The organism is Paenibacillus vini (assembly GCF_018403325.1).
Taxonomy (GTDB): Bacteria; Bacillota; Bacilli; order Paenibacillales; family Paenibacillaceae; genus Fontibacillus; species Fontibacillus vini.
Window position 1 is genome coordinate 302,304 of sequence record NZ_BOSL01000001.1, and the last position, 23,811, is coordinate 326,114.

Annotated in this window: 20 protein-coding genes; 14 read left to right on the top strand and 6 right to left on the bottom strand. The window is 51.8% G+C overall.

Annotated features, from left to right (window positions below; all coding sequences use genetic code 11):
- Positions 1–70: 70 nt before the first annotated feature.
- Entirely contained in the window at positions 71–985 is a 915-nt protein-coding gene (locus tag KJS57_RS01470; RefSeq protein ID WP_213653492.1) for a phosphatidate cytidylyltransferase, read from the bottom strand.
- A gap of 99 nt (positions 986–1,084) precedes the next feature.
- Between KJS57_RS01470 and KJS57_RS01475 the strand changes: the two genes are divergently transcribed.
- From KJS57_RS01475 to KJS57_RS01490, 4 genes are all read left to right on the top strand, one after another.
- The gene (locus KJS57_RS01475; RefSeq protein WP_213653493.1) at positions 1,085–1,642 is read left to right on the top strand and encodes a hypothetical protein; all 558 of its coding nucleotides are present in this window, start codon (positions 1,085–1,087) and stop codon (positions 1,640–1,642) included.
- A 329-nt stretch (positions 1,643–1,971) separates the two neighbouring features.
- Positions 1,972–2,748, top strand: coding sequence for a TerC family protein (locus tag KJS57_RS01480; RefSeq protein WP_211024856.1), 777 nt, complete (start codon positions 1,972–1,974; stop codon positions 2,746–2,748).
- 171 nt (positions 2,749–2,919) lie between these two features.
- Positions 2,920–3,432, top strand: coding sequence for a hypothetical protein (locus tag KJS57_RS01485; protein WP_211024858.1), 513 nt, complete (start codon positions 2,920–2,922; stop codon positions 3,430–3,432).
- Entirely contained in the window at positions 3,413–3,985 is a 573-nt protein-coding gene (locus tag KJS57_RS01490; protein ID WP_213653494.1) for a hypothetical protein, read from the top strand. The genes KJS57_RS01485 and KJS57_RS01490 overlap by 20 nt, the downstream gene beginning before the upstream one ends.
- Before the next feature lie 78 nt (positions 3,986–4,063).
- Here KJS57_RS01490 and infC read toward each other — a convergent pair whose 3' ends face one another.
- The 3 genes from infC to KJS57_RS01505 form a co-directional block, all read right to left on the bottom strand.
- A complete protein-coding gene (infC, locus tag KJS57_RS01495) occupies positions 4,064–4,579 on the bottom strand; it encodes a translation initiation factor IF-3 (RefSeq protein WP_213653495.1) in 516 nt (171 codons plus the stop codon).
- 126 nt (positions 4,580–4,705) lie between these two features.
- On the bottom strand, positions 4,706–6,043 hold the full coding sequence (locus tag KJS57_RS01500) for a sensor histidine kinase (protein ID WP_213653496.1): 1,338 nt from the start codon (positions 6,041–6,043) through the stop codon (positions 4,706–4,708).
- Positions 6,043–6,720, bottom strand: a complete 678-nt coding sequence (locus tag KJS57_RS01505) for a response regulator transcription factor (RefSeq protein ID WP_211024868.1) — start codon at positions 6,718–6,720, stop codon at positions 6,043–6,045. The genes KJS57_RS01500 and KJS57_RS01505 overlap by 1 nt, the downstream gene beginning before the upstream one ends.
- 446 nt (positions 6,721–7,166) lie before the next feature.
- Here KJS57_RS01505 and KJS57_RS01510 point away from each other — a divergent pair, with 446 nt between their 5' ends.
- The 4 genes from KJS57_RS01510 to KJS57_RS01525 all read left to right on the top strand — a co-directional run bounded on the left by KJS57_RS01510 (position 7,167) and on the right by KJS57_RS01525 (position 12,305).
- Positions 7,167–7,916, top strand: a complete 750-nt coding sequence (locus KJS57_RS01510) for a polyphosphate polymerase domain-containing protein (RefSeq protein ID WP_213653497.1) — start codon at positions 7,167–7,169, stop codon at positions 7,914–7,916.
- Complete coding sequence (locus KJS57_RS01515) at positions 7,913–8,596, top strand: DUF4956 domain-containing protein (RefSeq protein WP_213653498.1); 684 nt, start codon at positions 7,913–7,915, stop codon at positions 8,594–8,596. Before KJS57_RS01510 ends, KJS57_RS01515 begins: the two co-directional genes overlap by 4 nt.
- Positions 8,597–8,621: 25 nt before the next feature.
- Positions 8,622–10,694, top strand: a complete 2,073-nt coding sequence (locus KJS57_RS01520) for a carbohydrate-binding domain-containing protein (RefSeq protein ID WP_213653499.1) — start codon at positions 8,622–8,624, stop codon at positions 10,692–10,694.
- Between the two features lie 147 nt (positions 10,695–10,841).
- Positions 10,842–12,305, top strand: coding sequence for a protein adenylyltransferase SelO (locus KJS57_RS01525; RefSeq protein WP_213653500.1), 1,464 nt, complete (start codon positions 10,842–10,844; stop codon positions 12,303–12,305).
- A 422-nt stretch (positions 12,306–12,727) separates the two neighbouring features.
- Here the strand turns inward: KJS57_RS01525 and KJS57_RS01530 are convergent, their stop codons facing one another.
- Positions 12,728–13,801, bottom strand: coding sequence for a substrate-binding domain-containing protein (locus KJS57_RS01530; RefSeq protein WP_213653501.1), 1,074 nt, complete (start codon positions 13,799–13,801; stop codon positions 12,728–12,730).
- Positions 13,802–14,150: 349 nt separating this feature from the next.
- Positions 14,151–15,092 (bottom strand): MTP-1 family protein, encoded by a 942-nt coding sequence (locus KJS57_RS01535; protein ID WP_213653502.1) that lies wholly within the window; start codon positions 15,090–15,092, stop codon positions 14,151–14,153.
- 154 nt (positions 15,093–15,246) lie between these two features.
- Between KJS57_RS01535 and KJS57_RS01540 the strand changes: the two genes are divergently transcribed.
- The 6 genes from KJS57_RS01540 (at position 15,247) to KJS57_RS01565 (ending at position 23,752) form a co-directional block, all read left to right on the top strand.
- On the top strand, positions 15,247–16,095 hold the full coding sequence (locus KJS57_RS01540) for a helix-turn-helix domain-containing protein (protein ID WP_213653503.1): 849 nt from the start codon (positions 15,247–15,249) through the stop codon (positions 16,093–16,095).
- Positions 16,096–16,383: 288 nt separating this feature from the next.
- Entirely contained in the window at positions 16,384–17,298 is a 915-nt protein-coding gene (locus KJS57_RS01545; RefSeq protein WP_213653504.1) for an ABC transporter permease, read from the top strand.
- Between the two features lie 11 nt (positions 17,299–17,309).
- Entirely contained in the window at positions 17,310–18,206 is an 897-nt protein-coding gene (locus KJS57_RS01550; protein WP_213653505.1) for a carbohydrate ABC transporter permease, read from the top strand.
- A gap of 103 nt (positions 18,207–18,309) precedes the next feature.
- Complete coding sequence (locus KJS57_RS01555) at positions 18,310–19,938, top strand: ABC transporter substrate-binding protein (RefSeq protein ID WP_213653506.1); 1,629 nt, start codon at positions 18,310–18,312, stop codon at positions 19,936–19,938.
- Between the two features lie 101 nt (positions 19,939–20,039).
- A complete protein-coding gene (locus tag KJS57_RS01560) occupies positions 20,040–23,087 on the top strand; it encodes an alpha-mannosidase (RefSeq protein WP_213653507.1) in 3,048 nt (1,015 codons plus the stop codon).
- Positions 23,084–23,752: an SGNH/GDSL hydrolase family protein gene (locus tag KJS57_RS01565; RefSeq protein WP_213653508.1), complete on the top strand. Its 669-nt coding sequence runs from the start codon at positions 23,084–23,086 to the stop codon at positions 23,750–23,752. The genes KJS57_RS01560 and KJS57_RS01565 overlap by 4 nt, the downstream gene beginning before the upstream one ends.
- The last annotated feature ends 59 nt before the right edge of the window (positions 23,753–23,811 follow it).

Below are 23,811 nucleotides of genomic sequence, written 5' to 3' on the forward strand. Positions count from 1 at the left end.
TATTCCATTCGTTGGGCGCAGCCGATTTCCTTCCTGCCGATTCATCCAGAGTCGATGGATAATCCGATGGCTACATAAAATCAAAGAAATAACGGATCACATGGAAAAGTACGGGCGACGTATAAGTTAAAGTGTCGACCAGGCTTAAGTAGCCTTTATTTAGCGTCTGGGATTTATCATCATCACCGATCAGCAAATCCCGTTTCAACACGGAAACGGTGAGACTGCCGAAGAAGCCGCTCAAGCTGATCAGCATGCCGGAAAACAGCCCGAACGCCGGGTCCAGCGGAGTCAGGTAAGGGTAGATCAGATACGATACCGCTGTCGTTACAGGGAAAGCGAAGGCAAACCCTTCCCAGGTCAGGGACGGATTGGCGGTCGGGACTATTTTGTGCTTACCGAAGTAGAGGGAGGCCACATAGTGTACGATATCATTCAACGTCGTCAACACGACCAAAAAGAGTACCAGTCCCGCGCCATATTTAGGGGTAGCGAACGGGTAGTAGGCGAGATGGCTAAGACCGAACACCATCAACATGAGTCCCCATTGGACCCTGCTGACGCTGCGCAGGAAGCCCACCGTTCCTTTGTTGATCATCCGCGGAAGCGGCAGGAGCAGGAAGACATAAACCGGGATGAAGATAATAAACATCCCGTACCATTCGATATAGATCCAGTAAAATTGTACGGGAATCGTCAGATACGCCCAAAGGAACAGCCGGCGGTCGGCCTTTCTGGACCGGATCATGGCGAAATACTCTTTTAGAGCGAAGAAAGAAAGGATCATAATGGCCAGAAGGGACACGACCGGATTGAACAAGGTCGCCAGACACAAGATCAGGAACATGCCCCACCAAGTCCTAAGTCGGACGCCAAAGGCGGAGTAGTCCTTATCCGGCTGACTCCGGCGCAGTCCGTAGTAAATCGAGTGGATGGCCGTTAAGCTTATAAAAATCACGACCAGCGTTATCAGCAAGCTGCTCATGCGCAATTCATCACTCCTTGTTGCCAGGTAGGATTCCTTGAAAGGCATCCTATGTTATTATGAAGGAATAGTCTAATCTTGATAAGGGGAAATTTCGTAATGACAGCTGATCGGTCGGTCTTTATTTTGCTTACGAATACGGGGACGCTCTTTACGAAGATGATTCAAGGCTACACCAGAGCGCCTTATAATCACGCCTCGATCTCCTTTAACCGGGAGCTGTCCGAGCTGTACAGCTTCGGCAGGAAGAATCCGAACAATCCTTTGAACGGCGGGTTCGTGAAGGAGGATCTCAAGACGGGTACATTCAGTAAGTATCCGAATACGACGTGCGTGATTTACGAGCTTCGTGTCACAGACCGCGAGGTTGAAAAGATGAAGCGGGTTCTTCAACTCTTTATCCGTAAGGATAAGAAGTATCTATACAATATTCTCGGCGTGATCGGGATTGCGCTCAAAGAACCGGTCGAATTCAGCAACTCTTACTTCTGCTCGCAATTCGTCGCGGAAATTTTGGAACGGTCAGGTATCAAACTGTGGAATAAGCTGCCCGCACTGGTTACACCGGATGATTTCAGGCAGAGCGAACGCCTCGATTTGATCTATGAAGGAAAGTTAAGCGAATATGACCCGGATACTTTGACAAATCCCCAGTAGATAGCTTATATTTAAAATAAATTTAATAGTCTTCCTAAAGGGGAGTAGCTTTTACAACAAAGTCGTCATTTCGGAGGTATTCATCTCCCGGCTTTGTTGGCGACGAATTTCGTTGTTAGCAAGACCTTTGCCTGTTACTGGCGAAGGTCTTTTCTGTTTATAGAAACCTTTGCCGATTGTGTGCGGTGAAGGTTTTTTTGTTTCCCTGATTACATGTCCATGAAGGGAGGAAGCAACAAGTATCCAAAATTCAGACCTTGGAATTTGAAATTTAGAATTGTGGGGATTATAAACCAAAGACAGGCATTTTAAAGGAGAGAGGGAACTATATGGAGTTATCGATATTGTTCGAGTATGGATGGGTTCTGTTATTGTTAGTCGCGCTTGAAGGCTTGCTGGCAGCGGATAATGCCCTGGTCCTTGCGATCATGGTAAAACATCTTCCCGAAGCGGACCGGAAGAAGGCGCTATTTTACGGACTTGTAGGAGCCTTTGTATTTCGTTTGGCCTCTTTGTTCATCATTTCATTCCTGGTTGACGTGTGGCAGATCCAAGCGATCGGCGCATTATACCTGTTGTTTATTTCGATCAACCATATTGTGAGAAAGTTGGCGTTCAAGAACAAAGATGCCGGTAAGAAAAAGAAAGAAAAGAAGCAGTCGGGATTCTGGGCCACCGTGCTTAAAGTGGAACTGGCGGACATCGCTTTTGCGGTAGACTCCATTCTTGCCGCCGTAGCGCTCGCCATGACACTTCCGAACACCACGCTTCCGGCGATCGGCGGCATGGACGGAGGGAAATTCATCGTCGTATTTCTCGGAGGGTTGATTGGACTCATTATTATGCGGTTTGCCGCCAATCTGTTCGTTAAGCTGCTTCATTCCAGACCGGGCCTTGAGATTGCCGCCTTCGCCATCGTGGGCTGGGTCGGCGTGAAGCTGGCCGTGTTGACTTTAGGGCATGAAGACGTAGGAATTATCCCTTATGAATTTGCCCATTCTACGCTGTGGAAACTGATCTTCTATATCGTTCTGATCGTGATCGGTGTAGCGGGATGGTTCTTGACGAAGGAGCAGGCTAAAGAGCACTCCCCGGCAGAGCAATAATGTAATGCAAAGGATTCCGGGCTCGGAAAGGCTATACGGAAAATAAAGTTGAAAAGGCACCCAAGGGGTGTCTTTTTTTTGGTCTTTTTTTTGGTAGAATAGATTAGCTCATGCACCCGAGGAGCCGGGTTTCATGTCTAACCATTTTAGCTTTGCTAGGGAGGAGTTTCATTGCTTTCGTCCGTATCGTTTGCCATATCCATGATTTCATTCTTTTTGACCGCGTTGACGGTGATTTTTACCTACCGCTTCAACCGGATTACTATCCGTAATACAGCGAAGCAGGAACATCAGAAGATGCTGCTGGAAGTAAACAAAATGATGATTGCCGATCCTCTGCTGTGGACGATTTACGATGATCATCCCTTGACGGATCAGATCGAGGAGACTCCGGAACTTAAGGCCAAGAAAGAAGCGCTGATCTACTATTACCTAAATTATTTCGACGTGGTGTGCGAATTTTACAACAAACATATCATCAAGAACAAGACCGATAAGCAGACTTGGGATGCTTGGAAGGAATACATAGAATATTTTATAGGGCGGTCGTCACAAGCACGGGAGATTATTAAGCGGTCGTACAATCTGTATGAAAATGATTTATCGAATTTCTATCGTTCCATCATTGAGAAGTACGAACCGGGCAAGGAGACGGAGGAGAGCCATGGAAAGCTCGTTGTATAAGGTCCGGAAAGCTGTGAGCTCCGATATTAACGGTATGCTGGCACTCAATTATGCAATATACCCGGAAGAGTGGCATGTGGATAAAGGCTATGTGGAGCGAAATATGCAGATAAACGATGAGGTCTATAACGTGCTGCAGGCATCGGGCGGAATCAAGGGGATTTTCAGTCTGTTTCCGCTGACCCGCGATGATTATGAATCCATGCTGTGCGGTACGCTGGAGGAAGAAGAATTACCCCGGCACCTGTTACCGTATGATGCCCCCAGGCATGTTTGCCTTTATCTGATATCCTTCATCGTCGACATTCATGATCCGTTGCGAAAAGCATATGCCAAAGCGCTGATCCAAGCCATTCCCGACGAACTGCGGCGTCTGGAGAGCGAAGGTATCATCGTCGATGAGATTGGCGCTATTGCGATTACGGATGACGGACGAAGGGTTTTGAAGCGCATCGGTTTTACCGCCGCGGAGAAGGTCGACTTCTTCGGACAGAAGTTTCAAGTATACCGTGCCCGGCCGGAGGATCTGTATCAAGCGATTAAGCTTGGATAGAGAGATTCCGGCCGGGTCCGGCACTGTGTGGTGTGGCGCCTATATGACTAGCTGACTAGATGACTAGCTGCGCGTACCTTAGCGCGGATTCACCTTCACCTGCGAGCCTTTGCCGCTCGTTTGGATGCCGGTTTCCTTCACGCCGACTTCCTTCAGGTCGGCCAACAGCCGCTCCAGGACTGCTTTGGCTGCGGCGGATTCCTTCGCGCCGGAGGCCTTGACGACGCATTGGACCGGCTTGCCGGAGCGGAGAAGCTTGTCCGCCTGGCGCAGCTTCGTGTCGTAATCATGTTCCTCGATATGAGCGGTGAAGCGAAGCTCCTTCACTTTTTCCTTGCTGCCGCGACCGGCTGACCGGCCGGCATCACCCTTACGTGCGGCCGATTCCTTCTGGGCGGCCGCTTTTGCCTTGCCTTTCGCCATCAGGCTGCAGGGCGGCGGGCTGCTCATCAGGGAGGTGCAGACCAGGTCCGCTCCTGCGGAACGGGCCATGGCGAGCGCCTCTGATCTGGATACGATGCCGATATTTTCCCCCCGCAACCCGGTGAGAACCACTTCGGATGCTCTAATTTGTTGATTGATTAGTACGGCCACTTTTGCGAATCCTCCTATACCATCATCTTGTTATACCGGTCTGCACACTGGCGGCGATGCCGCTATTATATCAAATGGTCATCCTCATGGCTGGGAATTCCGTGAATAATCATAATCGACCGATCCTCAGCCCAATTGTACGTAAAAACTCGTTGTTTCCCCCGGTACGCTTTTCACGTAAATTTTCCCCTTATGCTGCTCCACGATCGACTTGGCGATCGCAAGTCCGAGTCCGTAGCCGCCGTGCTTGCGGGAGCGGGAGGTATCCGCCCGGTAGAAGCGGTCGAAGATTTTGCCCAGATGCTCGGGGGCGATGCCTTCGCCCGTGTTGCTCACCTTTAGCAGCAGATGATTATGCTGTTTCTTCAATGACAGCTCAATGGTGCCCTTCGAATGAGTGTATTTAATCGCATTATCCAGCAGGATCATGACTACCTGTTTGATCTGCTCACTGTTGCCCGTCAACATCTGGCCGGGTTCGATTTCATAGGCAAGATCGATTTCCTTTTCAAATATGACGGCTTCCATCGTAAGAATGATACTCTCGACGGCTTCGCTCAGGTTGAACGGGACATGAATCATTTGCTCGCGGGCATCATCCATTTGCGTAAGGTATAGCAGGTCGTTCGTCAGCGTCTTCATACGCTCGGTTTCCGATTTGATATGATGCAGCCATTTGGCCTGTTCCTCTATCGTATCTTCGCTGTTCGCCAGCAGAACGTCGGCGTTGGTGTTAATGACCGCAAGCGGCGTCTTCAGCTCATGCGAGGCGTCGGCGATAAACCGCTTTTGTTTGTCGAAGGCTTCTTTGACGGGTGCGATGGAACGGTTGGCAAAATAACGGCTCGTCAAGTAGATGACTACCAGCATGATCAGAGCCACTGCGGAAAAGGTGTAGATCAGATTGGTAAGGATTTTGAGCTGGGCGGAAACATCCAGATAGACGACGGAGTACCCGTCCTTGCTCTGCTGCACGGTGTATGCCCACTGCTTCCCGTCCAGGGTGAACCGGCCGTTTAGGGCCGGATGGAGATCGGCCTTCTCCTTCGCGAGCTCATAGAATTCATCATCCATATCGAAGCGGGAATTGACCGATAACAGGTTCCAGTCCCGGTCCGTTTGCAGCGCAAACGAGACGGAGAGCTCGGGGGGAGGATTCTGTCCCCGCGACGAGCGGCGGGCCCGGTCTCCCGGCATTTGCTGCATGCTTTGGCCGGTCTCTTCCTTATCGGTGACGATGCCGCCCATTCCACCGGACATACCGCCTCCCATGCCCATGCCGCCCTTGTCGAGATTTCCGCCAGGTTTCCGGTAGAACTCTGAAACCTGCTGAAGCTCTATCCCGATATCCCGGCGCACGTCTTGATACGTAATCGTGTAAATGGCCGTAAAGGCGACGAGCATGATAATCGAAATGATGACCATATTCATGAGCAGGAACCGGTTGCGAAGTTTCTTGAACATCAGGAGATCACCTCCAGCACGTAGCCTACGCCCCGGATCGTATGAATCTTGACGGAGGCGTTCAGAAAGGTCAGCTTTTTCCGCAAAAATGAAATATACACTTCCACATTGTTATACTCCGCTTCGGAATCGAAACCCCATAATTTCTCGATGATCTGCTCCTTGGACGTTACCGCCTGCTTTCTCGTCATCAGCAGTTCCAGCAGCTCGCTTTCCTTCAAAATCAGCTTCAGCTCTTTCCCGTTACAGCTCAGCTTCAAGGTTGAGGTATTCAATTCGATGTCTCCAAACTTGAGGCTGTCGTCGGGAACGACCTCGCCTTTACGTCTTAAGGCTGCCCGGATGCGGGCCAGCAGCTCGCCGGTCGAGAACGGCTTGGCGACGTAGTCGTCGGCGCCGTAATCCAGGCCGGAGATTTTGTCCGAAATTTCGCCCTTGGCGGTGAGCATGATGACGGGTGTGGCGATTCCCTCGGAGCGGATCGTCTTCAACAAAGTGATTCCGTCCATCTCGGGCAGCATGATGTCCAGCAGCAGCAAATCATAGATTCCGCTGAGGGCATTGTCCAATCCGGACCGGCCGTCATGGACGGTGTCGACGGAGTAATTGTTCTTCTTCAATATTTGAGTCAGTGCCTCGGCAAGATGCACTTCATCTTCGACGATTAAGATGCGCATGGGATGTTGTTCTCCTTCGTTCCTTCATTTTGTGTGGCTATGTAAGTTCATTATAGGAAGGAAACCTTTAATCAATCTTAATGAAGTTGTCCAAAAGTCACTCCAACAGTGACCCTTTGAACATGTACTTAATGATAGCATCAACCGGCCGGGGCCCGGCAATTTTTTTGTGGATCATAGGTTAAGTGCGAGTTCAAAAAGTCAGGTTATCAGGACCAAGAAGGTTGGATGAAGCTAGGGACTGAGTAGCGGAGCGTACAGAAGGTACGTGAGCAACGAAAGGCCCGGCTGAATTCAAGATTCGACGTCGAATCCTCATCATGAACTGCTTCGTCGTGGAAAGATGACTTTTTGAACAACCTTTTTAAGTTTCGTTAAAGGTTGGGGTTGTAAGATAAAGACATGGAAGCAAGCGAGAGCCAAAGCGAAGGAAAGGAGCATGAAGAATGGCGATTGAAGTATTTAACCGTTATGAGAACAAATATCTGATGGATACCAAGGCATTCTACAACATCTACAATGATCTGATGGCATATATGGAACCGGATGAAAACAACAAGGATGACAAGTTCTACACGATCAGCAATTTATATTATGACTCGGAGCATCACTCCCTCATCCGCACCAGCCTGGCCAAGCCCAAATACCGGGAAAAGCTGAGGATCCGTTCTTATGGAGTGCCGGGGTGCGAGGACAAGGTTTATCTGGAGCTGAAGAAAAAGGTGTTCGGCCTGGTCAACAAAAGAAGAACGGCGCTAAAGCTGAATGAGGCTTACGAATTTGTCCGGACGGGCCAGGCGCCCGCTTATCGGAAAGGCATGAACCGGCAGGTCATGCAGGAGATCGAATATTTCCTGAGCCGGTACGAGCTGCAGCCGATGGTATACCTGGCTTATGACCGGATCGCACTCTTTTGCAAGGGAAACCGGGATCTGCGGATTACGTTTGATACGAACATCCGGTCACGGCGTCATGATCTGAAGCTGGAAGCCGGGGGTTACGGCGAGCAACTGCTGGAACGGGGCCAATGGCTAATGGAGGTTAAAGCCGAGAAGACCATGCCGGTATGGCTGTCCAGGATGCTGTCTGAGCATCAGATGTACCGTACAAGCTTCTCGAAATATGGCAATGAGTACAAAAAATCGATACGCAATAATAAGGCATCTGTTACGGAAAGGGAGAGAATTGTTTTATGATCGAGTCCATTTTTAATTCAACCGCTGCTACGGATACTACCTTATCTTTATCGCATGCCCTTATTACCTTGGCGATCGCCATCGTGCTGGGCGCCATCATCAGCTTCACTTATATGAAAACCCAGCCGGCCTACTCCCAAAGCTTCACGCTGACCATGATGATTCTTCCCGCAATCGTGGCGATCATCATCCTGCTGATCGGCAGCAACATTGCAAGGGCCTTTAGCTTGGCAGGGGCGTTCTCCATCATCCGGTTCCGCAGTGCGCCGGGCGATTCCAAGGATATATCCTACGTCCTGTTCTCCATGGCGGCCGGATTGTCCGCCGGCGTTGGAGCTTTTGGTTATGCCGTGCTGTTCACAGTTGTACTTTGCGTGCTGATGTATGTTCTGAAGGTGATTAAATTCGGCATGAGAAAAGACTCGCAAAAAACCTTGAAAGTAACCATCCCGGAGAATCTGGGATACGAGGAAGCCTTCGACGAGGTATTCCGCCAGCATAGCGTCGCATATGAACTGAGGAAAGTCAAAACCACCGAGTTGGGCAGTCTGTATGAACTCGTATACGCCGTCAACCTGGGTCCGGCCACGAATCAGAAAGATTTTTTGGACGCGATCCGGACCCGCAACGGCAATCTGGATATCACGCTTACGATGAATCCTGCCATGCAGGAATATTAATGAGAAGAGAAAAGAGGTTAAAACCATGAAAAATTCTTATAACGTTAAAGCCGCCGCATTTCTGCTTCTGTCCGCCCTGCTGGCGTCGGGATGCAGCACGACCACGCTTGCAGGTTCTACGAACGATGCAAACGAATCTTCCATCGATGTAAATTCAACGACGACAGGTACAGGCAACACGGCAAACGTACAATTGGCCAGCCTGAAGCTGGACGATCTGGTGAAATACGATGAGAACGATACGAATGCCGATTGGAGCGCGGATAAGGCGACATCCATTAACATGAACGGTTCATCCGCTACGGTAAGCGGTTCGGGGGCCAAAGCGCAAGGCGGGACCGTCACCATCTCCGCAGCCGGTACCTACGTGCTGAGCGGCAAGCTGGATGAGGGCAGCGTTGTGGTCGATGCCGGAGACGACGATGTCGTGCATCTGGTGTTGAACGGTGCGCAAGTCCACAATTCCGCCAGCTCGGCGATCGTGGTGAAGAGTGCGGACAAGACGATTCTGACGCTGGCTGAAGGAACGAACAATGAAGTCTCTGACGGCAAGACCTATGCTGCTTCGGAAGAAGAGCTGACGGCGGCCATTTACAGCAAAGACGATTTAACCATCAATGGTACGGGCAAGCTAAGCGTTCAAGGCAATTACAAAGATGGCGTCGCCAGTAAGGATGATTTGAAAATCGTTAGCGGCACGCTCGAGGTTACGGCTGCCGATGACGGCCTCCTTGGCCGCGATGTGGCTGCTGTCAAGGAAGGCGACATCACCATTCAAGCCGGCGGGGACGGGATCAAGACGACCAATGACAGTGAGGATGGCAAGGGCAATCTCGTCATTGAAGGCGGTACGTTCCATATCGAATCCGGCAATGACGGGCTCCAGTCGGCAGCCTCGATGCTGATCGAGGGCGGCACCTTTAGTCTGGTGACGGGCGGAGGAAGCGCCAAAGCCGCACCGCATCAAGAAGAGCGGATGCAGCGCCCTGGCTTCGGAGCCCAAGATCAAGCGCAGGCCGGCTCTTCTAAACCTGAGGCTGCAACCACGGACACGGCTCAAACGGAAACCGATGCTGCTTCAACAACTGAAGAAAGCGAATCGACTAGCGCTAAGGGAATTAAAGCGGCGACAGCCATTGTAATCAATAACGGTACGATTAAGGTCGATTCTGCGGATGATGCGGTCCACAGCAACGGAAGTCTCTGCATTGCCGGCGGAGAATTGAGCCTGGCGACCGGCGACGACGCGCTGCACGCCGAAACTTCGATTGCGATTTCCGGCGGCACGGTGGACATCACGAAGAGCTATGAAGGGATTGAGAGCGCGGAGATCGCCATTTCCGGCGGCGAGGTTCATGTCGTGGCCAGTGATGATGGCGTGAATACTACCGAGGGTAGTGACGCGACGACCACTACGGAAGCGGGAGGCCGAGGTCCAGGGGCTGCAGGTAATGCGAAGCTGGCCATCAGCGGCGGATATCTCACCGTCAACGCGGCTGGCGACGGACTGGATTCCAACGGTTCCATCACCATGTCCGGCGGGACCGCAATCGTGAACGGACCGACGAACGGCGGCAACGGCAGTCTCGACTACGACGGCACGTTTGAACAGACCGGAGGTTTACTTGTAGCCGCAGGCAGCTCGGGCATGGCGCAAGCGCCGTCGGAGTCTTCCTCCCAGCGTTCCCTACTGATGACCTTCCCGGGGACCCTGGAAGCAGGTACATTGGTTACGCTGGCGGATAGCAAAGGCACGCCTGTGCTGAGCTTTACTCCGGAGAAATCGATCCAGAGCATCGTGATTTCCGCGCCGGAACTGAAGTCCGGCGAGACCTATACGATTTACACGGGCGGAACGTCAACGGGACAAGTCAAAAATGGGCTGGTCCAAGGCGGCAAGCTGGAGGGCGGCACGAAAATTGTCAGCTTTACGCTGGGTGACGCCGTCACTTACGTCAACGAGTCGGGCGTTACCACCGGCGGAGGCGGGTTTGGCGGAGGCGGAGGCGGTCGAGGCCAAGGCGGCGGTGGACCGCGAGGCGGCCAAGGCATGAAGGCGCCGTCCGGTACCGAGACGACGGACCAGAGCCAAAGCTGACCGAGACGCTGTTGAAACACAAGGAGAGGGTCCTGAACAGGTCCTCTCCTTCTTTGTTTTTTCTGCCTTGGATATTGCATTTTGTTTTATGCCTTGGAAAAAACTAAAATATAAGATAATGATGGACAAAGAGAAGGAGAATCTAGGATGCAAAAAACAACGGATGCAGGCTGGAAATTCGATAACAGTTACGCTACTTTGCCGGAATCTTTTTTTGCCAAGCTTTCTCCAACCCCGGTACGGTCGCCGAAGATGGCGATGTTGAATCGCTCTTTGGCCGAGTCGCTCGGCCTGGACGCAGAGGCGCTGCAAAGCGAGGACGGCGTGGCGGCGCTGGCGGGCAATAAGGTGCCGGAGGGGGCGTTGCCGCTGGCCCAGGCCTATGCCGGTCACCAATACGGCTACTTCGCGATGCTGGGCGACGGCCGGGCCATACTGTTGGGTGAGCACATCACCCCATCGGGCGAGCGGGTCGATATTCAGTTAAAGGGCGCGGGAAGAACGCCTTATTCCCGTTCGGGCGACGGCTGGGCAGCGCTTGGGCCGATGCTGCGAGAATATATTATCAGCGAAGCGATGCACGCTCTGGGCATTCCCACAACGCGAAGCCTGTCGGTGGTATCGACCGGGCAGCCCGTGATCCGGGAGCAGGATCTTCCCGGTGCGATCCTGACCCGTGTGGCAGCCAGCCATATTCGGGTCGGCACGTTTCAGTACGCCCGGCAACGGGGAATTGACGATCTCCGGGCCTTGGCGGATTATACGATTCAAAGGCATTATCCCGAGGCAGAGAAGGAAGATCACCGTTATCTTGCCCTGCTAAAAATGGTAATCGAGCGCCAAGCGGGGTTAATCGCCCAATGGCAGCTCGTGGGATTCGTGCACGGCGTAATGAACACCGATAACATGACTCTTAGCGGGGAGACCATCGATTATGGTCCGTGCGCTTTCATGGATACTTATGATCCGGCAACGGTGTTCAGTTCCATTGATCGCCATGGCCGCTACGCCTATGGCAATCAACCGAAGATTGCCGCGTGGAACCTGGCGAGATTGGCTGAAAGTCTTTTACCGCTGCTGGATGACGACGAGGAGAAAGCGGTCAAAGCCGCCGAGGATGCCATGAAGGGATTTGCCGAGGCGTTTCACCGGAAATGGCTGGCGGGAATGAGATCGAAGCTGGGCCTGTTCCATGAAGAACCGGAGGATGAGACGCTGATCACGGACCTCCTCCGCCTGATGCAAGAACACCAGGCGGACTACACCAACACGTTCGTGGCGCTGACGCTAGGCAAAATGAAGGGCGAAGGCCTGTTTGATTCCGAGGACTTCTCCCGCTGGCGGGAGCGCTGGGAAGCGAGGCTCGGTCGCCAGCCGGAGGACGAAGCTGCCCGTCAGCAGCTAATGCGCAGCAGCAATCCGGCGGTCATTCCCCGCAATCACCGGGTAGAAGAAGCGCTTGCGGCTGCTGAGAAGCAAGGGGACTACAACTTGATGGAGCGGTTGCTCCAAGTGCTTTCCCACCCCTACGCGCATTCCCCTGAGCAAGCCGAGTACGCCGAATTGCCACCGGAATCGAACTGTGCTTACCGTACCTTTTGCGGAACCTGATAAAGAATATGCCTCATAGCAAAAAGAGCAACCGACCGGTAACATCATTAAGTTAAGTTCAAAGATAAGACTGGGAATAAAATGAAAAGTGGAACGGCATAGGAAAAAGCCCTGTGTCGTTTGTTTTTGTTGCAAGCATAAAAAAGGGTACAACCAAACAAATCGGATAGAATACCCGCTTTCAAAATGTTTGTTTTAGTGAAATCGCGTACTCATTCTTTGGCGTAACCACCTCGTTTTCCAAGGGGCTTCACCACACATTTTCATCTATATGTCAGTTGCTATTTCTTCTTTCGCACAAAAAAGAGCAGGCTATCTATTTTTCGATAACCTGCTCCTTCCTGATTTTTGGCCTTGCGCCTTAACTTAATGACATTTTCCTTGAGGTTGTCCTTCTTATGGGAGGGAGACAACGACAGCCCTCAAACTGCCTTAATCGTATCCCGTATCACCAAACTTGTAGGCAACATGACCTTCTTGTTGCCGTAAGACGAGCCTTCGGTAATTTCGAACAACAGCTTGGCGCTTTCGTAGCCAAGAACGTCGAAATATTGCTTCACTGTGCTCAAAGCTACCTTGGCGAATTTGGAGCTTTCGAAATCGTCAAAGCCCATGAGGGATACTTGTTCGGGGATCCGAATGTCGAGCGCGGTGAGCTGTTCGATTGCCTCCAGGGCCCGCTTGTCGTTGGCGCAGAACAGGGCGGTCAGCTCCCCGGTTTGGATAAGGCGCGCCAGCGCGGCGTAGTCCAATTCCTTGTCCAGAAACAAGAGCGATTCGGGGATCGGAAGGGACGCATTCGACATAGCGTTGTAATAACCGTTGTATCTGTCAACCTCCGGGCTCAGGTGGTAGTCGTAAGCTGCGAATCCGATTTGGCGATGACCTTGCTTTATTAAGTATTCTACGGCTTCATAAGCTCCGTCGTGGTTGTTGCAGGTGACGACGTTAACCGGATAGCCGGAAGGGGAACGGTCAAGCATCACGAACGGGATCGCTTTTTTGCGAATTTCTCCGAGATAGCCCTTCGCCGCTTCTGGATTGGAGGAATAGATGAGGATTCCCCTTAGTTCCGTTTGAATCAGCTCCAAAACGAGCTCCCGTTCCTGGTCGAAGTCGTTCTCCACGAATTCGATGATCAGTTTGCAGCCCTGCTTGCCCAGAAAGGATTGAATACCCCTCATGATTTGCATATACGAACTATCGTACAGGTCGATGCCGGAGATGACGAAGGCCACCAGATTGGAGGTTTTTTCCGGGACGGCCGCTTGGCTGGCCACGAAGCTTCCCTTCCCTCTGACGCGGTAGATCACGCCCTCGTTCACCAGCTCCGACAGCGCCTTGCGGACGGTGATGGAGCTGACATCCAACAGCTTGGAAAATTCCGACTCGCTGGGAATCCGGTCGTCCTTCGTAAATTCCTGATTCTCGATCTGGGATAAGACATAGTCTTTCACCATCTGGTACTTTGGCAGAGCCAAGTCCTTCTTGCTCAAGTAGGTTCACCTCGTATTAAACATTTCCTCAATTATAGCGCATATTGTTTTAAAAAGTATACGTACTTGGAGCGTATCCGGGAAAAAGTTTTGTCGAAAAGGTAGGTTATTTTCAGAAATCAGGCAGAAAAGGGAGTGGAATGAGATAAAAGGTTTGAATTTTGTGAACGTCTGTATTACTATGAGGTCGAACAAAGTATGTGTTTTGTTTTACTTATCATAATAACTTGAATGAAGGTGGATACCTTGCCTTGCAATATGAAGGATACCTTACTTGAGAGCCATTGCGCCGTCAACGACAAAAACGAGCCGCCGGGCAATCTGGCAGCTCGATGCTTGAGTATTTCGTTTAGAAGGTTACGATGGCGCCTTCCTTCTCGAACGGGTAGTCGATAACGATACGGCCAGCTTCGGTATCGCCGATACCGCTGTACAGGTTGACCTTGCCGTCGGAACGCATTTCGATGCCGGCGGTGAACGCGCAATCGGTCAGGTGCAGCTTCTTGGCGGGTCCATCCGGATAACAAGAACGGGTGCCGATGATTTTCAAATCCGAGAATTGGTTGGCCTGCGGGTCCACCACGAAAGCCATGTTCATATAGGTCGATGTATCACCTTGCGCATAGCAGATATGGCCGATGACGCCGATCTTCCCGCTCTCGAGCAAGTAGGCCTGGTTGCAGCCGCCCCACTCATCCTTTTGGAACAGTCCGCGGATATAAGGAGCGTTCTCGATGACTTCCGGAGACAAGTCGTCGAGGCTGTCGATGACGGTAAATCCCACCAAGGATTCGCTTCCGAATTCCTTGCGCACCTCTTCGCCGCGCGGCCGCGAGAAGACGCCGATTTTGCCGTCCTGAAGCTCTACGAGCCGAATGTCCTTCATATAATCCGGTCCGGTCGTGAAGTAGTACAGATCATGAAGATCGCGGCCTTTGTAGAAATATCCGTAGAACGTATCGAGCCGTCCCTGCTTGTTGCGGACATGCGTTCCGCCCAATACGATTTGTTTGTCGATTACGCTAATATAAGGGTCTTCAAGCTGATAAATCATCGTATCCGGCACGGCTGTCCACTCGTCGGGACCGCTCTGCTCGAACAAGCGAACCCAAGACCTTGCCCACTCATGGCGTCTTTCCACGCGTCCGTAAATGTAGCGTTTGCCGTTCCACTCAAACGGTATCGAAGGATTGTAGACATCGAAGCCGTCGACTCCGCGGAAGACAAGCTTGGCGCTTTCGTAAATACGTTTGTCGGCTTCGAATTGCTGACGCAGTTCCATTAAGTTCATATCTGGCAAATCTCCTTTCAGGCTTCAATAACGATTCTATCTTAATCGATAGCTTTGCCCCAAATCTTGCTCCATTTTTGAATGGATTATGGTGTTTTGACATCATAGGACTTAACTTGTCATGGTCAATATACGAACAAGGAGGAATATCGCTATGTTGAAGCTGCTTGCGGCGGACGGCATCGATTCCGAAATTCAGGCCCACTATCGGCTGATCGCTTCGGTGCGCGATACGATCGGCATGCATACACACGATTTTTTTGAATTGTTTCTTATCCTGAAGGGAAGCGTCGTGCATGTCATTAACGGTAACCGGCAACTACTGCGGGAAAATACGCTCGTGTTCATACGGGACCGGGACGTTCATTACTATGAGCAGACGAAGGATAGCGATTGCCGGTTCATCAATTTGTCGTTCCGTCGGGAGGTCCTGGACGACCTGATTGCTTTCCTGGGAGAAGGGTTCCCAAGCGAAAGGCTGCTTGAGCCGGCCATGCCGCCGTCGACCTTGTTGTCCAAAACGGAGAAGGAATATGTGCGTTACCGGCTGGACCAGCTCAGCCTGATTCCGCAGGAGAAGAAGCCGGCCCTCAAAGCGGAGGTAAGAGCCATCTTGACCGACCTGTTCTCCCGGTACATTAAGGCCGAAGCGGATCACATCGAACTAAACGGACAGCCGGAATGGTTTAGGGCGCTATGCCGGGAAGCGAGAAAGAAGGAACATTTCACGCGGGGAACGGCTGCGCTTGTCCAAATTTCGGGCAAATCGCATGCCTACGTATGCAGAATGTTCAGGATGTATCTCGGGATGTCCCCGACCCAGTATATTAACGAATTAAGAATGTCCTACGCCGAGAATTTGCTCCTGAACACGGATATGGACATTGTGGATATCAGCTTGGAGATCGGGCTCGATAATGTCAGTTATTTCTACGACTTGTTCAAGCGGAGACATAGCTTAACGCCGCATTTATATCGCCAGTTCGGGATCGTTCACAGATAGTATACTTAGTTAATGTTGATCATTTATTTGGTTCTGATGTGTTGACGAGTTAAATAGTATGTGTTATTTTCTACTTAGCATAACAACTTGTAACACACCATGATGCTTATATCTGTAGGGGACGGTAGCCGAAGGCAAAAGCGTTTTCGACGAACGTTAGGATACAGCCTGGAGGTGAAATGAATGCGCTTACATATAAAGCGAACCCAATGGAAGGGCTCATGCGTCCGCGACCCGTAGCGCCGGCCGTAACCGACCACACCATGTTAACAGTCAGGAGGTGTATCTTTGAAGACAACCAATAACAGGCTGGCGGCCAGAATCTACAAGCACCGCTATCTCTATCTCATGGTGCTTCCCGGTTTTCTGACGATATTAATTTTTCACTATTTTCCGATGTACGGAATTTTAATCGCTTTCAAAGACTTCAACGCTTCCAAGGGAATCTGGGGAAGCGAATGGGTGGGGTTCAAGTACTTCACTTCCTTCTTTCACGATCCCATGGCGTTCAGGGTTTTGAAGAACACGTTGCTTCTGGGTTTGTATACTTTATTATGGTCGTTTCCGGCGCCGATTATCTTGGCCCTGTTGTTTAATGAACTGAAAAACAAGGGCTTTAAGAAGCTCGTGCAGACGGTTTCTTATTTCCCGCATTTTATTTCGGTCGTCATTGTTGCTGGGCTGCTTAAGGAATTTACGGCGAGAGACGGTTTGTTTAACAAAATCGTCGGCTTCTTCGGCGGAGATGCGATTATGTTTCTTCTCGAGCCCGGCTATTTCCGGACCATCTTTATCTCTTCCGGCATATGGCAGGGCGTCGGGTTCGGCACGATCATCTATCTTGCCGCATTAAGCGGAATAGATCCTACGCTCTATGACGTAGCCGAGGTAGACGGCGCAGGCCGATGGAGGAAGGTTTTGAACGTCACTTGGCCATCGCTCAAGCCGACCACGATCATTTTGCTGATTTTTGCCGTGGGGGGAATCCTCGGGAGCGATTTCCAGAAGATCATTCTGCTCTATTCGCCCGAGACTTACGAGGTGGCGGATGTCATCGGATCCTATGTTTATCGCCAAGGTATACTGGGCGCGCAATACGAATACACGACGGCCATCGGATTATTCATGTCGGTGATTTCCTTTAGTATTCTTTTCTTGACCAATTGGATAAGCCGGAAAGTATCAGAGACGAGTTTGTTCTAGGTGGTGGGATGTTGAAAAAGGCTAGCTTAGGTTCCAGAATTTTCGATGCAATAAATCTTCTTATCATGCTATTCATCCTGGTTGTCGTGCTGTATCCGATACTGAACATTATCGCGACATCACTAAGCGGCACGCGTTACATCTCCTCCGGGAGCGTAACGATTTGGCCTAAGGGATTTAACCTGGAAGCATATACGACGGTATTTAACGATCCTTACATTTTCAAAGGGTATCTGAACTCGATCATTTATGCGGTCGGATCTACGGGCATCATGCTGCTATTTACGGCGTTGATGGCCTATCCGCTCACGATCCCGGGATTTGCGGGCAAGAAATTTCTGACCATTTTTCTTATGATCACGATGTTTTTCGGCGGCGGCTTGATCCCGACCTATCTGCTTATGCGCGGTCTGAACCTGCTGGATACGGTTTGGGTCATGATTCTTCCCGGCGCGATCAGCGCTTACAACGTGTTTCTGTTCCGGACCTTCTTTCTGAACATTCCCGCCGAGCTGAAGGACTCCGCCTATATCGACGGGGCGAACGACCTGGTCGTTCTGTTCAAGATCATCCTGCCGTTGTCGAAGGCGTTGTTCGCAACCTTTGCGCTATTCGGTCTGGTAGGAAGCTGGAACGGCTGGTTCGAGGCTTTGATTTATCTCCGGGACCAGGATAAGTACCCATTGCAGATGGTGTTGAGAAATTACCTGTTCACCTTGGATGCGACTGCGATTCAAGGACGGATCGGAGGCGGCTCGGTCGCCGTCAACGGCCCGGGGGACACGCTCGATCCGAAGGCGGTACGAATGAGCGTCATTATTATTACCATGTTTCCGATCATGTGCATTTACCCGTTCTTCCAGAAGCATTTCACCAAAGGAATATTCGTCGGCTCCATCAAAGGTTAAGGGCGGATATGGCGGTGCAGGGAGGTGAGTGCGCAAAGAGTACATTGCAAGCGGATTGTGGATTCGAATAAGCGGTTTATCGTACGAAATAGGGGGAAATTGAATGAACAAACTGGCAAAAATGCTGATCCTTGGATTGGCCACGCTGATGGTTTTTTCCGGATGTTCGAAGGATTCCAAAAATTATGCCGACAAGGGAGACGATCAGGGTCAGGAAGTGGTGCGCTTCTCGGTGACGCTGCCGGCGAGCGGCGTGGACAATCCGAACAGTTTGGTAGGCAAGGAATGGCACAAACGCATGGAAGCATACATGGGCAAAAAGGTAGAAATCAAATATAACTATATTCCGTCTTCCGAGTATGACGAGAAAGTCAAGCTCATGATCGCCAGCGACGATCTGACGGACTTTTTCGTGACGCCTTTATTCTATGATACGACCGAAATGGCCGAACAAGGCCAGCTCCTTGAGTTGAGCCAGTATAAAGATTTAATGCCGAACTATATGAACTACATTGGCAAGGTAAAGAACGGGATGAAGCGGGTAACGGATGCCGACGGCAAAATGTACACCTTTAAAGAAACCTCCACGCCCAGATTCCCCGAGGACCGCGGCATGCTCATCCAGAATACGTCCGCTTACCGCTATGACGTGTTCGAGGCCAATAACATCAAAGTTCCGGAAACGCTCGATGAATTCTATGAGGCTGCCAAAAAACTTAAAGAACTCTACCCCGACAAATATCCCGTCGCGACCAAATGGAATAGCTTGAGATCGCTGTTCTCCGCGAACCATATCCGGGACGAAATTTTCTGGGACGGTGAGAAGTACGTATACGGGGTGCTGGATGAAGGATATAAAGATGCGCTCCAATTTGCGAATAAGCTGTATTCGGAAAAGCTGCTGGATCCGGAGTACACCATTGATACGGACGATACGCTGAAAAGAAAAGCGCTGAACGGCGACAACTTTATGTGGCTGACGCAGTGGTTCACTACGCCGGCCGAGTATACGAGAACGGCCGACGACGGCAAGATTTTCGCGGTGTCGCTGTATCCTGACAATCCGAAGTACGGAAAGGCCTGGCAAGAGGTCGTAAACGGCAATACCCCCGACTTGGGCTGGGGCGTCTACGGCGTAAGCTCAAAAGTGAAAAACCCCGAAGAATTGATTAAATTCATCGATTATCAGTATTCGGATGAAATGATCCAACTCATCACTTGGGGAATCGAGGGCACGACCTATACAATCGGGGAAGACGGCGTTCCGACCTTTGTCGACTCGCTGAAAACGGCCAAGGATCCCTGGTTGGAAGGCGATAAATACGGCATGCGCGCAAGTCGCAATTATAACCCCGGCTTGCAGATGGTGAGCGACGCGAGAGCGTTCGTGGATTTTGCCGCAACGGACTATACGGTATTTGGCGGCAAATATGAAGAGGTGCCGATAGAGAAGGCGGAATTCCTGACAAGTCTGCCTATGCCCGAGAACGACTATGTTCCTTCCTGGTTGAGCGAACCGTCGATTCAACTCACGGGCAGCGAAAGCCAGCGGGTCTCGGAGATTATGAACCCGATCAAGACGTTCGTTACGGAAGAACAGGCCAAATTCGTGGCAGGCAAGAACAGCTTTGACAATTGGCAGGCATTTACCGATAAGGTCAAAAAAATGGGCAACATTGACGAAGCGCTGAAAATCTATAACGATGCCGCTCAAAGAGCGCTAGGAAATTAATAGTTAGTCGTCCCTCCGCTGCAAGGCCGCCGCGGAGGGGCGGTATGTCGCAAGTCGATAGATCAAATCAAAGATAACGAAACCATAGGATGTGAGAAACCTTGAGTGAAAAAAAAGAGATTTTATTCCATGCGGAAAAGCTGCTAAACAAAAGAGATCAATTTATGATCACGAAGCTTTCTTCGATAGATTTTTCCGGTTTTACGACAATGGAACAACTGTTCATTCATGAAATGGATGGACAACCGTTCCGGAGCGTCGCTCCGGGTCAACGGTGGGGAGAAAAATGGGGATACGGCTGGTTCCGTGGGGCCGTCGTCGTTCCCGAGGAGGCCGAAGGCAAACGGCTTGTGGCCAAGCTTGATTTCGGTTCCGAAGCGACCGTATACATTAACGGTATCGTGAGCGGCGCGAAAGACCTTAACCATCATTACTTAACTTTAACCCGTTCGGCGAAAGCCGGCGAGCAATTTGAAATCGTCGCGGAAGCGTATGCCGGACATTCGGATTCCAGACCGACGTTCGGGGAGTCGCAGCTCTGCGTTTTTGAAGAGGAAGTCTATCAGTTTTTTATCGATTTGGAATGCTTGTACGATCTCCGCAATACTCTTGATGCCAGATCCCTTCGCGTTGCGGAGATTGATCGTTGCCTGACTCAGGTGTTCGCGACGATCGACCTGACCTTGCGTCAGGAATCGCTCTGTGAGAACGCAAAGCAGTGCCGGAAGATCATGGAGCCGCTCCTCTCCTGCGTAAACGGATCGACGGCGCCGACCCTGTACCTGATGGGACAGTCCCACCTGGATGTCGCCTGGTTGTGGCCGATAGCGGAGACGAAGCGGAAGATTGCGCGGACCATGTCCAATCAGCTGGCGCTCATGGACGAATATCCCGAATACACTTACACCCAGAGCCAGCCGTATTTGTTCCAGGTGGTCAAGACGCTGTATCCGGAGCTGTATGCGCGAATCAAACAGGCGGTGAAGGAAGGGAGAATCGTTCCCGAAGGTTCCATGTGGGTAGAGCCCGATACGAATCTGCCTAGCGGCGAGAGCCTAATTCGCCAGGCGATGCACGGCAAGCGGTTCTTCAAGGACGAATTCGGCGTGGACAACGAGATGCTGTGGCTGCCGGACGTCTTCGGCTATACCGGAAATCTGCCGCAAATCATGAAGGGTTGCGGGATCCATTATTTTGCGTCTACAAAGTTGTTCGGCACTTACGATAATGTAGCGGACCCGTTCCCCCACAATACATTCATGTGGGAAGGGATCGACGGTTCGCAAATTTTGACGCATCTGATGAACTACGGCGATTATTACCCGATTCGGATCAATCCGTCGTTCTTAATCGATCAGTGGAACGATCGCGTTCAGCTTGAAGGCATTTCTACGCGGCTTACCCAGTTCGGACACGGCGACGGGGGCGGCGGATCCAATCGGGATGATCTCGAATTTATGCGCAGGCTCGGCAATTTGGAGGGCGTTCCCAAGACGAAGCATGGTTCGCCGATTGAATTTTTCGAGGATCAAATTGAAAAAGGCATTCCTGACGCCAAATACGTAGGAGAGCTCTACTATCCTGCTCACCGCGGGACTTATACGACGCAAGCGATCATTAAAAAGCTGAACCGGAAGGCGGAAATCGGTTTCCGCGAGGCGGAGCTTTGGGGGGCTGCGGCGGAGTTGCTTAATAACCGGGCTTACCCTTACGAGGATCTGGACCGGCTATGGAAGACTCTGCTGCTGCACCAGTTCCACGACATTCTGCCTGGCTCCTCCATCCATCGCGTCCATGAAGAGGCGCAGATGGAGCTGAAGGCATTGAATGAGAACGTGTACGACTTGGCTTCGGATACAAGAGATGCGCTCATGGACGGCGATGTCTCCCGAGTAACCGTCTTTAACTCGCTGTCCTGGCCGAGAAAGGAACTGGTCGCGTTGCCTGTTGGCGTTCGTGGCATTGCGGACGGGAACGGAGCGGTTCTGCCGGTGCAAGTGCACGAAGGCGTTACCTATGCCGAGGTGGAGGCCCCTTCCATGGGCTGGTCGACGTACAGGACTGAAGCGGAAGTGACGGATGTTCCTTCAGCGTCTGCAGTCCTTGCCACGGCATCGCGACTGGAGAACGAATGGATGGAGCTTGAAATTAACGAGCGGGGCGAGATAACGGCTATTTATGATAAGGAGACCGGCATGGAATGGGCGGCGGATCGCTGCAACGTCATGCGGATGTACCGGGATCAAAATTCGGATTTCGATGCTTGGGAGATCGATCGGCGCTATCGCTTGGCACCCCTCGAGCTTACTGCAAGCGCTAAGGTATCCGTTACCGCGAACGGCCCGCTCTTCGCGAATATCCGGGTTGAGCGCGAACTGAACCAATCGACAATGGTTCAGGATATCCGGCTCTGTGCCGGCAGCCGCCGGGTGGAATTCCATACGACGATTCACTGGCGCGAGAAGAACAAGCTGCTAAAGGTCGATTTCCCGGTTCGCGTTCACACAAACGAGTCGCTGCAGGAAATTCAGTTCGGTTACGTCAAGCGGCCGAATCATGACTCACGTCCGCATGATGCGGACCGTTACGAAGTGGTTCAGCATAAATGGTCGGCGCTTGCGGAGGCGAACCGCGGCTTCGGGCTGCTGAACGACAGCAAATACGGGATCTCCGTCAACGACAACACGATGAGCTTGACGCTGCTTCGGGCTCCGACGTATCCGGACGAGACGTCCGATCAAGGGGTGCACCAATTTACTTACGGATTTACGTTCTGGAACGGCGCGTTCCTGGGCAGTCCCGTCGTACGGGAAGCCTACGAGCTGAACTATCCCGTCAGCCTCGTATCCGGAGGAAGCCGTGAGGCGCAATCGTTGCTCGCCATCGATCAAGCCAATGTGATCGCGGAGACGGTCAAACTTGCCGAAGACGGATCGGGCGATTGGATCGTGCGTCTGTACGAGAGCAAGGGAGCTTCCGTAGAGTGCGGGCTTCACTTTGGGCTGTCCATTGCGGCGGTTTACGAGACGAATATGCTGGAGGAGAAGTTGGCGGATTTGCCGCACGAGGGCGAAGAGGTATCGCTTCAGTTCCGTCCGTTCGAGGTGAAGACGATTCGGCTCCGTCCGAACGGGAGGAATAGAGGATGAAACTGAAAGAAGGGCAACGCCTGGTTCTGATCGGCGACTCGATCACGGACTGCGAACGTAAATATCCGTACGGGGAAGGGCTGTTCCAAGGCGTCGGCAAAGGGTATGTCGCGCTCGTGGATGCGATGCTGCAGGTTGCATATCCCGAGCTCTCCATCCGCGTGACGAATATGGGCATCGGCGGCAATACGGTTCGGGATTTGCAGGCCAGATGGCAGACGGACGTGCTTGATCTGAAGCCGGATTGGTTGACGGTCATGATCGGTATTAACGATGTATGGCGGGAGTTTGACCAACCCGCGATCCCGGAGTCGCATGTGGGTCTTGAAGAATATGAGCGGACCCTGGAAGAACTGGTGCGTTCTTCGCAGCCCGGTCTGCAAGGGCTCGTGATCATGACGCCGTTCTATCTGGAGCCGAATACCGAAGACCGCATGCGCAGCCGGATGGACGAGTTCGGGCTTGCGGCCAAGCGGGTTGCGGAGCGGGTAGGCGCCCTATTCGTGGATACGCAGGCGACTTTCGCCGCCCAATTCGACTACGTGCATCCTACTGCGCTGGCCTCCGACCGGGTGCATCCGAACTTGAGCGGTCATCTGTTGATTGCACGCGCACTGCTGGCGGCGATCGGCTTCGACTGGTCGCGCATGCGGGCCGGTTCCTGACGTCAAATGCCTGATTCATGGAGCGGTATGGCTTGAAAATCCCAGGCAGGGAGGTGGTT